Genomic DNA, 12,429 nt, shown 5'->3' on the forward strand with positions numbered 1-12,429 from the left:
GGTTGACGATGGCTACCATGATTTTGGTAAATATGGCTAGTCTACCCGGTGAAGATCGCAAATATGCTTGGCTCGATCACGCGCCTTGGCATGGTTATACGATCGCCGATTTAGTTTTCCCATTTTTCCTGTATATTATCGGCGTTTCGATGGCCTTTTCGTTGGCCAAATATACGAGTGGAGATGTGCCGATTTCTTCGCAAGTATATTGGCAAATTCTTCGCCGCAGTGCGATCTTATTTGGCTTAGGTTTGATTCTAAATAATTTAGTCTGGAATTATAACCTTACTGAGCCAAAGTTCTTTGCCAATCTCGATAATCTCCGGATTATGGGCGTATTGCAAAGGATTGGAATTGCTTTTTTCTTGGCTTCGATCGCTATTTTAGCTCTAGCTCAACGATGGATTTGGATCTTAGCTGGTGGGATTTTAGTTGGGTATTGGGCAATTTTGACTTTTATTCCTGCCTTAGATAATAGCGATGGTGTATTTAGCCAATTTGGTAACTTTGGAGCTTATGTCGATCGATTAATTATCACGCCAGCACATTTACATAAAGGTTCCAAAAATCTCAGCGATCCAGAGGGATTATTTAGTACTTTGCCCGCGATCGCGAGCATTTTATTTGGTTATCTAACTGGAACTTGGTTGAAACGTCAGCCTGTAACTACCCGAACTAGTGCCAGTCTCCTGATGTACGGATTGGCAGCGGTAGTTATCGGGTTAGTTTGGAATAGTTTCTTCCCGATTAATAAGAAGCTGTGGACGAGTTCGTATGTGTTATTTACAACTGGATGGGGTTTAATTTCGCTGGCTGCTTGTTACGAATTAGTCGATGTTCGTAAATATCGGCAGTGGTTTAAACCATTGGAAATTATGGGTTTGAATGCAATTTTTATCTACGTGGCTTCGATCGTCTTAATTAAATTATTGATGGTCAATCAAATTGTCAAAGATACATCTATTTATGTATGGTTGAGTACGCAGTTGTTTGGCTGGGCGGGTGCGATTAATAGTGGTGTCTTATTTGCGATCGCGACTGTTCTGTTATGGTTGGGTGTCGCTTATCTCATGTATCGCCAGCGATGGTTTTTAAAAATCTAATCGCGATCTCCCTAGTGGTGTGTGGTGCAAATATAGGTAGTATTTGGGGGAGTGGATGGATTGGTAATGGGTGAACGCTGGTGTATCCGATCGACTATTCACTATCCACTATCCACTATCCACTATTCACTATCCCCTAAGCCAAATTTCGCTCCAACGGTAACATTGGCACCTAATCGGGGAACAATAGGCAAGACATCTTCAAATAAAGATACTAGCCAAGCTATGGATGCGGAAGAACTATTGTGGCGATATCGTGGTGGCGAGCGGGACTTTAGCTCGGTCGATCTGAGTGGATTTAGTTTGGTTTCCCAAGACTTAATCGATATCGTGCTCAACCAAGCCGATTTACGCAAAAGCAATCTTACATTTGCCTATCTCAATCGCGCTCAGTTACTCAAAACCAACCTTTCTAGCTGCAAACTAGGCGGCGCGACATTAATTAGAGCAGATCTCCAAGGTGCTAACCTTCGCGATGCGGACTTGCATGGAGCCAGTCTCCAATTTGCCGATTTTCGCGGTGCCGATATGACATGGGTAAATCTCCTCGACGCCAATTTGATGGATGCAGACTTACGCAATGTCAATCTCAGCGGTGCTAATCTCAGCGGTGCTTGTTTGCGTGCGGCTAACTTTCGCGAAGAAAAACGCAGTTATAATACCAATCTGCGTAGTGCTAAACTGTGTCGAGCCGATCTGCGCAATGCTAACATGGCTGGAGCAAATTTATCGAAAGTCGATCTCAGTTATGCCAATCTGACTGAGGCAAACCTTAAAGGAACAGATCTCACTGGCGCAAATCTAACAGGTGCCAAATTAACGAGCGCAATTCTCACTGAAGCCAATTTACACGAGGCAAATCTTCCTCACGCCGATCTCTCTTTAGCAAAACTCGAGCGGGCGATCGTTACAGCGTGTGACATGACAGGTGCCAATCTGAGTAGAGCGATCATGTCAAAAATTAAGTTGGCAAATACTAATTTGAGTTATGCAGATCTCACGGATGCACGGATGCATCATGCCGATCTGACGCGCACGATTTTGTGTTATTCGACGATGATTAATGTCGAACTAATCGAGGCACATTTAGCTAAAACAGATCTCGAAGATGCCAACTTAACCAGTGCTAATTTGATGCGTGCGGAAATGAGTAGTGCTAGTATGGTCGGGACGATTCTCACTGGTGCTAAGATGCCTGACGGCAGGCTGTATGCTAACGTTTAATGGCTACATTATTAGATAAAGACCGATAATTTTCTCTTTTCCTTGGCGATCGCTTATAGTAAGAGCGAATGTCCATGTTGAAATTTTAATGGCATTCGTTATCTATGTAGCGATCGCCATTTTTTTGTCGGCCAGCAGATTTCATCCAAAAGCGTCGATCGATCGATTCTGTCAATCTAGTACGCTCGTCTGCACGCAACCCCATCTTCGCCACCATCTGGCATCTACAGCTACAATAGGAACATCCCCGCCAGCTACTAACGAGCGGTGAGATGCGGCAGTTTTTTGGTAGAAATTGTTCGAGTCTTCTGAGAACTATAAACATAGCCTAAAACTTATAATCAGATATGTGGTTAGTCGGAATTATTGTCTGTTTTGGGTGGATTTTTTCGCTCTGCCTGCATGAATTCGGGCACGCGATCGTGGCTTATTGGGGTGGCGATACCTCCGTTAAGAGCAAAGGTTATCTTACCTTCAATCCGCTTAAATACACCGATCCTGGTTACAGTCTGGTGCTACCCGTCCTATTTTTATTGATGGGTGGGATCGGGTTGCCAGGTGGAGCTGTTTATATCAACCAGCACAAATTAAGAAATCGGTGGTGGCAAAGTGCCGTCTCTGCGGCAGGGCCGAGTGCTAATATTCTCATTGCGCTAGTATTGGCAATTCTGCTAGGTATTTTTACCGACGATAATTTACTCAATGTCGAGCGGCTCAATTCGGAATTATTTTGGGCGAGTAGTTTAGCTTTTCTAGTTTATTTACAAATTTTTGCGGCGATCTTTAATTTATTACCGATGCCGGGACTCGACGGTTATGGTATTATCGAACCTTGGTTGTCAGAACATGTCCAAGCTAAATTTAATGGCTACAGGAAGTATAGTCTTCTAGTTCTTATCGGGTTGTTTTGGTTCGTTCCGGCGTTCAATTATTTTATTTTCAATTTTGTCAGCCTGGTAACGAGTACCTTAAATGTACCGGAATCTTTAGTTAGTAATGGTTCGGCAGTATTTCGAGAGCCGATTAATAAAGCGATCGCGTTAGTAATTTTAGTCGGCCTAGGTTTGGGTCTAAATACGCCCGAAAACAAAGCAATTCAACAAGGGAAAAAATCGATCGAGCAGCAGCAGTATCAAGCAGCGATCGACTCATTCGATCGAGCGATTCAAATTCGACCGGATGGAGCTGAGGCTTGGTTACAGAAAGGTTATTGTTTGTGGCAGCTCGAACTGTTCGATCGAGCGAGCGAGTGTTATCGAAAAGTTATCGCGATCGATGAAGATAATGAATACGCTTATCTAGGTTTAGGTGTCAATCTCTTAAATATCGAAAAATATCCAGAAGCCATTTTTTACCTAGAGAAACTCATTAAATTAGATCCCAAACATAGTGATGCTTATTACTATCTAGGATTAGCCCATCAGCGATCGCAAAATCTCGTCTTTGCAGATGAAGCATTGAGTAAAGCTCTATCTTTAGCTCCCAAAAGATTAGATGTATTACAGGCTAAAGCTACGTTAATGCACGACATAGAAAATTATGAAGCTGCGATAACTACCTATCAAAAAATAGTTGAGATCGATCCTAATAATGCACCCGTACATTATGATTTAGCCTGCTGCTATGCTTTACAAGGGCAAAGCGATTTAGCAATCTCTCATCTAGAACGCGCGCTCGCACTCAAACCAGAGCAGTTGAAGGAGCACGCTCGTATCGATCCAGATTTTGATTTGTTACGCAAAAATTTAATTTTTAAAAACCTTATCGCCTAAGTAAAGTAGAGATCGAGCAGATAGCTCGATCTCGATCGATCGGACATTCGATTTATGAGTACCGATATCATGATGTATGCTGAGATCGAGATCGATGGCACTTGGCAGATCTTAAGAGAACCGCCGCACGATCTCGATCCGATTGACTCCAATACACGACAGCCAGACTTGAGTCCGGTATATTACGATCGTCAAAATTACGAGCTGTTCGCTATTCTCGCTGACGAACGGAATCCAACGGGGAGAACGGTAGACAATCGACTATTCGAGATCGTAGCCGCACCGCGTGGTTTGCCTGAAGATTTGAGTCCAGAACTTGGCGATGCACTCAGTGGTGAAAAAATTGCAGGCTGGCTGCTCTTAGCAGAGGTTTTGGAATTTGACTGGTATGGGAAGGTGATGCAATATGAGGCGATGGTAGACGCACGGGTGGCTCATTTGTTTGAAGAGAGTAAACCATTTCCAACCGCCGATCTGTGGCCAAAATATATCCCGATCGGTTATGCTGTTTGGGATTGCGATGGTGTCACCGTAAGGTGGACTGATACTTATGCCGCTGCGGCGGAAGATTTTATCGACTTCTTGGAGAAGTTACGTCAACTCGGCGAACCATCAAAAATTCGGTTGGTATTTAGGTTTTGGTAATTGGTTGTAGATTCGCTTAAAATCATGACCTCGATAAATTTGGCGACTCAACTACTGGAAAACTCTCAAAATTTCGATGTACCCAATCCATTCCTACTTCATTATTTAATTTGATTTTCTGGGGAGTATCGGGATAAATCTTTGTTAGAATATCGGCATCTTGGTCGATAACTACTTTAACCACATCTAAAAACTGCTTGCCCATCAGTTTGAAAATGGGACTCTTTGGTTGTCCGAACAATAATACATAAGTCCGCGTTTTATTTTCTGCCTCTGGTATAAATAAGTGACACTGAGCCACAGTTCCCACGGGGAGATCGCCATGAAAAATCACCAAATGCGGAAAATAGTTTTCTAAATGTGCCGATAATACTTGCGGCATCGTAAATAGAGCTGGGTTTTTGAGTTTTTCCCGAAGGCTATTCGGTGCTGTGGGCATATCATAGTAAGCATGAGAATGATGCCCCTCATCGATGAATTTCTCGAATTGCACTTCAGTAATTTTAAACATCTCTCGATGCGTACCATTCTGATGATTGTAATCGTGCATATTCAATAGCATCGATCGCAAGTCAGTCTCGACGCTACAATCTCCGGTAGCACCGACAAAATCGTAACTAGCTGCAATTTTATTGAGAATATTGGGAATCGGTATTTTAGGCTCGCAGCCTCCATACGACCAAATAAAATCACCTTGAATTATTAGTTCTAATGGTGCTACTTGCGGTAGTGTTTGCTTATTAGAACCTGGTAAAATAGTTCGACCTTCGGCATCGAATTCGAGCGCGTGAAAGGGACAAACTACCGTACTCGATCGATTGGGTTTTTCTTCACACCAACCAGCCGAAAGCATCGCACCCATGTGAGGACAAGCATTTTCCAGCGCATTGACATTTCCTTGGAGATCTTTCCACAAGACATAATCTTTGCCATACAGCGATACTTTTTGGGGTTTATTCACTGCTAGCATGGATTTGTGAGCTAACAGCCAGGGTGCGCCTTGGAGCATATTCATGGGTTAGTGAATAGTGAATAGTGAATAGTGAATAGTGAATAGTGAATAGTGAATAGTGGATAGTGAATAGTGGATAATCGATCGAGATCTGTTAAGGATAGGTTGATGCTATCGATGTTGTTTATGCTAACAATTGACACTCAAACCTGTCTACCTCAGAGATGTGACTTTGGTTTTTAACCCAATCCAGGTATCGCCAGCGGCGAGGCTACATCTATAAAATGTGGCAGATTGGCAAATTGATATGACAATTTTATGAATAGATCCTCGCAAATGTCAAGCCCCAATTCGCTGCGGCGTCAACCCAAACAACAACGCGGCCAACAACGAGTTGCCAAAATCCTCACCGCAGCCGCAGAAGTCTTTGCTCAAGTGGGTTATAGCGCGGCAACTACCCAACAAATAGCCGAGCGAGCCAGTACCGCAGTTGGCTCGATTTATCAATTTTTCCCCGACAAATTGGCGATCTTTCACGCTCTAGAAGCCGAGCATATGGAACGCATCGCGATCGTCAATGCCGAACTCCTGAGCAAAGATATCCGCCGTCCCCTACTCCAAACGATCGATGAAATGGTCGATACTCACGCCCAGTATTTCGAGCATCCCATTCCCAGAATTGTTTATTTGCAGTACTTTCTCGCACCAATACCAGGATTATTCGCTTTATTCGATGACAAATTCGATCGGTTATTAATCTCCCAATTTGCCGATCTCTGCCAACAGCGCAACCCCCAGCTCGATCGCGATCGCAGCGAACTCATCGCTGAAGTCTTCCACCGCACCTATAACTGCTTGCTACTAGTCGCACTCAAAAGTAATGGCGAACATCGTCAAAAGCTATACGCAGAGCTAAAAAATTTGCTTTACGTCTATCTCAATCCTTATATCGGTGACGATCTACTTTTGCACACCAAAGTAATGATATGTGAACATTGCGGGAGCGATCGGGTTGCAAAAAACGGACATAGACATGGCAAGCAACGCTATATTTGCAGGGCTTGTGGCAAACAATTTGCCGATAGCTATAGCTTGCGTGGTTATCCTCCAGAAATTAAGCAACAGTGTTTGGCATTGCATCAGCAAGGGATGAGTTTTCGCCAGATCGAACGCCAAACTGGAGTGTCGCACAATACGGTAATTAACTGGGTGGCTGCGGCGAGTTAATTGAAGGCAGATAGGGCGGCTACTTGGTTCCGTCTGTGTTTTGCGACCTTTTCCCGATCGGGTGGGCGCATCCTGCTAGGCTAGGTGAAGTGTTAGGGTGGGATTAATTGTGACAATTCATTAGCTGTCATAGATCCTAGCCACCTTACTTTCTGTCACAATCGATCGCCGATCGCGATCGACAACAGCTAATCTAGACATATAGAAACAACTAACTGATGTCATTGGACGCAGTTTAGAACGCGGAAAGCTTATAAAGATAATTACTATGACAACTGCCAGATTAGCCAACTATCCTTACGCAATTTCTCAGCAAGAAGCTCAAAATATCAGTCAGACGATCGATTATACACAGATAAATTCTCTGCCCGAAGTCTGGCCGATTGTCGCTGCCAAATGTGGAGATATCGTCGCGCTAAATGCCCCACATATTAAGCCAGCAATTAGCATGACCTATCGAGAGGTAGCTACTCAAATTAAGTTATTTGCCACTGGTTTACAAAGCTTAGGAATTAAGCCACATACTGGCGTAGCGTTATTTGCCGATAATAGTCCACGTTGGTTGATTGCCGATCAGGGAATTATGACAACGGGGGCTTTTAATGCCGTCCGGAGTTCGCAAGCTGAAACGCAAGAATTACTAGCGATTTTAGATAACAGCCAAGCACAAGTTTTAGTAATTGAAGATCTAAAAACTCTCAACAAGTTAAGCGATCGATTGGCTGATTTGCCGATTAAATTAATTATTCTCCTTTCTGACGAAAACACCGATTTAGAACTGCCAATTAAACTGCTTAACTTCAGCCAGACGATCGATCTCGGTCGCAGTTCCCAATTTCAACCAGTGTCGATCGCTAAAACAGATTTAGCCACGCTCATTTACACTTCTGGCACATCTGGCAATCCCAAAGGCGTAATGCTCACCCATGCCAATCTGTTGCACCAAATTAATACCTGCGGTACGGTCATTCCCGCCACACCAGGCTCGCGAGTCTTGAGCATCTTACCCTCTTGGCATAGCTACGAGCGATCGTGCGAATATTATCTGCTCTCCCAAGGTTGTACTCAGACCTACACCAATATTCGCTATTTCAAGCAAGATTTAAAAGAATTTCAACCCGAATACCTCGTCGCAGTTCCTCGGCTCTCAGAATCGATTTATGAAGGCATTCAGAAGCAATTTCGCGAACAGCCCCCCAACAAACAAAAATTGGTCGCTCGTCTGCTGGCACTCAGCACCAAATACATCGAAGCCCGCCGGATCGTCCAAGGATTGAGCTTAGAATGTCTCAACCCCACTCTAGGTCAAAAATTAATTGCACGACTCCAGATGGCGATTTTAGCCCCCATTCACGCGATCGCCGACAAACTGATCTACAGCAAAATTCGAGCGGCTACTGGTGGCAAAATCAGATATATCATCAGCGGCGGTGGTTCTTTGGCCAAACATCTCGATCTCTTTTTTGAGATAATCGGCGTGAATATTCTCGTTGGCTATGGCTTGACCGAAACCGCCCCAATTACCAACGTCCGCCGTCCCTGGCAAAATCTCCGCCTCACATCAGGACAACCTTTACCAGGTACCGAAATCCGAATCGTCGATGTCGAGACCCGTCAGCCAGTCGCGATCGGTCAAAAGGGATTAGTAATGATTCGCGGGCCGCAAGTCATGCAAGGATATTACCGCGATCCGGAAGCCACTGCCAAAGCGATCGACGCTGACGGGTGGTTTAATAGCGGCGATCTGGGAATGCTCACCCCCAACAACGATCTGACCATTACCGGACGCGCCAAAGACACGATCGTGTTGAGCAATGGCGAAAATATCGAACCCACCCCGATCGAAGATGCTTGCCTCCGCAGCCCTTATATCAATCAAATCGTTCTCGTCGGGCAAGACCAAAAAGCCCTTGGCGCGCTGATCGTACCCAATTCCGAAGCCTTACACCAATGGGCGGTAAGTCAAAATCTCATCCCCACCCCAGTAGAAGCTACCAACCCAGCCAACGGTAGCGAGCCAAATATTCTGCTCGATAATCCACAAATTCTCAACAACACCCAAGTCATCGACCTCTATCGCGACGAACTCAACCGCGAAGTCAAAAACCGCCCTGGGTACCGGATCGACGATCGGATTGCCACCATCAAGCTCATCGCCGAGCCATTTAGCATCGAAAATGGCCTACTCACCCAAACCCTGAAAATTCGTCGTCCAGTTGTGATGGAGCGGTATCACGGTATGATTGACGAGATGTTCGCTCGCTAAACCGGGAATAGGGTATGGGGTAACGCCACTAGCCACTAAACCAATAGCCACTAGTCACCAAAATTACCTACAATCATGGATCTACCAGACTCTCAACTATTGCTCAAACGGGTCGTCAGTATCAAAGCTGTCGTAACTCAACGCTGGAAAGATGAAACCCAGCAACTATTGCAAACACAAATTAGCGACCTCGATGGCCAATTGCAACAATTAGAAATGCAAGGCCAAAGAGCAGTTGCCGAAATTCAAAAGCAAAACCTGCAACCCCCTGGCCCTCAAGTTATGCAACAGATTGAAAGCATTCAGATGCAAGTAAATCAGCAGAAAAGCGAACTGCTCGAACAAAAAAACATGGCCTTGCAACAACTCCAACAAGTTCAACTTCTCGAACTCAAACAGGAAGTCAATCAAGGCCAAGTTGAAGGTTATTTTGCAGTCAAACTCGGCGATAATTTAATTTCTAAAATGAATGTCGAAGTTCTACTTCACGATGGAGTAGTGATGGAGATTCGGGGGAATATTTAAGCAACGAAAACAATACTGGGCAATTTTCAATTGTCCAGTATTTTGGATTATCATCAACCAATAAAATGAACTAAATTGCAAGCTTTGTTTGTTGACACTGGATGCAATCCTGCTCAAGAAAAATTTATATATACAATAAATCCTGTGAAAAAAGTCAACGTTTTATTCTTGGATTTGTCAAACACCGATCTCAATTTTCAACAGAATAGAGAGGATACTGTTCATCATATCAGATCCATTGATTCAATACATCTTGAAGAAGAAAGCTCCCTAACAAATGCAAAAGAAAAACTTGTTAGATGTGATGATATTAAGTGGGATGTTTTTGTGGTCTGGGTTGAGAATAATAATTCTGATGTTTGCAATGATTTAGTCAATTTCAAAGATGAGCATCAAGCCCTGGATTTTCTGGGAATTATTGTTGTGTTCGGCTTTGAAGAAAATATTAAGCAAAAGGCTTGTGATGCAATGTTGGCAGGAATATATGCATTCGCTTATCCTTTTAATTCTTATATTCTATTAGCCTATATTGAATCAATAGGCTTAGAGATGAAAATATCAAGATCTCTTTTTCAGCTTAAACAAGACCTGCATGAAGCTAAAAGTTTTGATGAAATGCTGAGTTTTGCTGTTCTTGAATTAGAGACTAACCCAATAGTTGGATATAATAGAGCTACAATATCGCTAGTGGACAATCAAACTAGTGAAAGATATTTGTTAAGATATTGTCATCACCCTTCGGATCGAAATCCAGTTTCTAATTTAAACCCAGACAGACAACTCCTAAAAAAAATTAATAAAGATAAATTGATAAATAACGTCAATCGAAAAGGTGTGCTTATCATAGACGATCTTGACTACTTACGTAGCAATGACTCCAAGAAATTAGAAGAATTGGGATGGGTAAACACCGATGCAACTAACGATGTAAATTCTTGGGTCGGTTTTTCTGCTAAGCGTCAAAATAAAACTGTCGCCATTATAACGCTCGACCACAAAGCCCCAGGATATTATTCACGATATAGTGACAAACTTGTTCGGTTTGTAAATGGTTTTAGTGAGATCGTAGCGAATGATATTGTAGGTTTTTTGGTTAAAAGAAATGCAAGAGTAATTAGAGAAATCACATGCGACATTGGAAATAATCTAAAAAGTGACGATCTAATGCGTCAAATACTTCTTAAGTTGAAGGATGAACTTAACTGTGATAATTGCACCTACTTTAAAGTCGTTTTTCCTATTCATATCAATGAAATTTTTCTTGAAGAATGGATCTCAGCGAATAATGACACTGTTGAAGAGCAATCACCAAGAATTAAAAGATCTTTCAAGAAAGGAATGGGGATTGTAGGAGCTGTATTGACAGATGGAAAGAGTAGAATCGTGCCTCATGCACTAGAAAGTGCCGAGTTTGCACCAACTTTCGATCTTCCAGGCATGAATCTTTCTATGCTAGCTGTACCTGTGATACCTTACTTAGCTAAAGATGAGAGCCAGCACAACCGTATTATTGGGGTAATTAGTTGCTTTAAGGCAAGTAAGGATCACTTTACAATTTACGATCGAGATCTTGTTGAAGCTATTTCACGCAGTACGGCCACTGTCATTGAGCGCACAATGACTTTAGAATACTCGAATGATATCAGCAGTAAGATGAACGATCTTTTACTTAACAAAGACAAGACAAATTTACTTAGAAAAATTTGCGAACATGCATTGGAAGTAACAAGTGCTAGAGCCGCTGTTATTCATAGGTTAGAGTATTCCAAAATATTATCAAATGAAGATGAAGATAAATATAGGCTGACTGGCGAATTATATGCTTTTCCAGAAGGTGTCGATCGGCCACATCCTCGATTAGATGGACAAGGCACTACGGATATTGTAATTCGAGAAAAAAAGACAATAGAGTTTTCAGAGAGATCTAAAAATCTTGATTATATTTCACAAGAACTTCTCGAATTAGGAATCAAGTGTCAAATAGTTGTTCCTTTAATGATTAATAGTGAGGTAGGGAAACAGCAAATTATTGGGGCTTTGTACCTGAACAAATATTCAGATGTACCCTTTTCTGAAGTTGAAAAATTTGCACTTGAGCTTTTTGCAAGTCAGGCGGCAAGTACTATTTACCATCAAGAGTTTTTGTCTGAGAGAATAACTTGGACTAAAGCTAATACAGATCTTGCTAAAGCTATTGAGGCTATAGCTACCAGGAATGACCCATCACTAATTTTAAAAGATATTGCAAGTTATGCTTATTCGCTTGTAGGAGCAAGTTTTAGCTACTTGGCATTGTGTGACGATGAAGGTAATTTTGAGTATAAAGCTGCTTGGCCAGAATATATTCTGTCTGAATTAAACTCATTTTATGAAATTACAGATAATAAAGAGAAGATAAAAACTAAGGGAATTACAAGTCTTGCAGCTAAGGAAAAGAGGACTATTCTTATCTCAGATCTTCAGAAAGAAAAAAATGAGAACTCAGTATATTGGCAGCAATACATTGAATTTAGAGAAGGAACTCACTCCGAACTAGTTGTTCCAATCATAGTCAAAGAAGAATCAGTTGATAAGGTAATTGGTGTAATCAATCTTGAGCACGAAAAGCCTTATGCTTTTACTGATATACATAAAGAAATAATCGAACATTTCGCAAGGCAAGTTGCAATTGCATTCCAGAAAAAGAGTCTTATTGAGTCTGTAAATAATAAAAAC

The 12,429-nt window shown here is 42.4% G+C and carries 10 protein-coding genes; 9 read left to right on the forward strand and 1 reads right to left on the reverse strand.

Translation table 11 applies throughout. The annotated features are described in order from the left end of the window. Positions 1-2 precede the first annotated feature (2 nt). The 5 genes from C7B77_RS12400 to C7B77_RS12415 all read left to right on the forward strand — a co-directional run bounded on the left by C7B77_RS12400 (position 3) and on the right by C7B77_RS12415 (position 4,744). Entirely contained in the window at positions 3-1,103 is a 1,101-nt protein-coding gene (locus C7B77_RS12400) for an acyltransferase family protein (RefSeq protein ID WP_245894174.1), read from the forward strand. Between the two features lie 225 nt (positions 1,104-1,328). Further along, complete coding sequence (locus C7B77_RS12405) at positions 1,329-2,327, forward strand: pentapeptide repeat-containing protein (protein ID WP_106304878.1); 999 nt, start codon at positions 1,329-1,331, stop codon at positions 2,325-2,327. A gap of 88 nt (positions 2,328-2,415) precedes the next feature. Continuing rightward, on the forward strand, positions 2,416-2,598 hold the full coding sequence (locus C7B77_RS29210) for a hypothetical protein (protein ID WP_146138292.1): 183 nt from the start codon (positions 2,416-2,418) through the stop codon (positions 2,596-2,598). A 76-nt stretch (positions 2,599-2,674) separates the two neighbouring features. Beyond that, on the forward strand, positions 2,675-4,099 hold the full coding sequence (locus tag C7B77_RS12410; RefSeq protein ID WP_106304881.1) for a site-2 protease family protein: 1,425 nt from the start codon (positions 2,675-2,677) through the stop codon (positions 4,097-4,099). Positions 4,100-4,153: 54 nt separating this feature from the next. Next, on the forward strand, positions 4,154-4,744 hold the full coding sequence (locus C7B77_RS12415; protein ID WP_106304884.1) for a hypothetical protein: 591 nt from the start codon (positions 4,154-4,156) through the stop codon (positions 4,742-4,744). 22 nt (positions 4,745-4,766) lie between these two features. On the opposite strand, the gene C7B77_RS12420 is transcribed toward C7B77_RS12415, so the two are convergent. Continuing rightward, positions 4,767-5,759: a Rieske 2Fe-2S domain-containing protein gene (locus C7B77_RS12420; RefSeq protein WP_106304887.1), complete on the reverse strand. Its 993-nt coding sequence runs from the start codon at positions 5,757-5,759 to the stop codon at positions 4,767-4,769. Positions 5,760-6,032: 273 nt separating this feature from the next. Between C7B77_RS12420 and C7B77_RS12425 the strand changes: the two genes are divergently transcribed. The 4 genes from C7B77_RS12425 to C7B77_RS12440 all read left to right on the forward strand — a co-directional run. Next, positions 6,033-6,923, forward strand: a complete 891-nt coding sequence (locus tag C7B77_RS12425; protein ID WP_181243835.1) for a TetR/AcrR family transcriptional regulator — start codon at positions 6,033-6,035, stop codon at positions 6,921-6,923. Positions 6,924-7,191: 268 nt separating this feature from the next. After that, on the forward strand, positions 7,192-9,189 hold the full coding sequence (locus C7B77_RS12430; protein WP_106304893.1) for an AMP-dependent synthetase/ligase: 1,998 nt from the start codon (positions 7,192-7,194) through the stop codon (positions 9,187-9,189). Positions 9,190-9,264: 75 nt separating this feature from the next. Continuing rightward, complete coding sequence (locus tag C7B77_RS12435; protein ID WP_106304896.1) at positions 9,265-9,714, forward strand: YlqD family protein; 450 nt, start codon at positions 9,265-9,267, stop codon at positions 9,712-9,714. A 144-nt stretch (positions 9,715-9,858) separates the two neighbouring features. Further along, positions 9,859-12,429 (forward strand): GAF domain-containing protein (locus tag C7B77_RS12440; protein WP_146138293.1); only part of this gene is annotated, 2,571 nt, incomplete at its 3' end.

It is taken from the genome of Chamaesiphon polymorphus CCALA 037, from assembly GCF_003003845.1.
Taxonomy (GTDB): Bacteria; Cyanobacteriota; Cyanobacteriia; order Cyanobacteriales; family Chamaesiphonaceae; genus Chamaesiphon; species Chamaesiphon polymorphus.

Coding starts and splice junctions, on each gene's coding strand:
- C7B77_RS12415 (WP_106304884.1), top strand. CDS start 4,154: ATGAGTACCGATATCATGATGTATGCTGAGATCGAGATCGATGGCACT.
- C7B77_RS12410 (WP_106304881.1), top strand. CDS start 2,675: ATGTGGTTAGTCGGAATTATTGTCTGTTTTGGGTGGATTTTTTCGCTC.
- C7B77_RS29210 (WP_146138292.1), top strand. CDS start 2,416: ATGGCATTCGTTATCTATGTAGCGATCGCCATTTTTTTGTCGGCCAGC.
- C7B77_RS12420 (WP_106304887.1), bottom strand. CDS start 5,759: ATGAATATGCTCCAAGGCGCACCCTGGCTGTTAGCTCACAAATCCATG.
- C7B77_RS12430 (WP_106304893.1), top strand. CDS start 7,192: ATGACAACTGCCAGATTAGCCAACTATCCTTACGCAATTTCTCAGCAA.
- C7B77_RS12435 (WP_106304896.1), top strand. CDS start 9,265: ATGGATCTACCAGACTCTCAACTATTGCTCAAACGGGTCGTCAGTATC.
- C7B77_RS12425 (WP_181243835.1), top strand. CDS start 6,033: ATGTCAAGCCCCAATTCGCTGCGGCGTCAACCCAAACAACAACGCGGC.
- C7B77_RS12405 (WP_106304878.1), top strand. CDS start 1,329: ATGGATGCGGAAGAACTATTGTGGCGATATCGTGGTGGCGAGCGGGAC.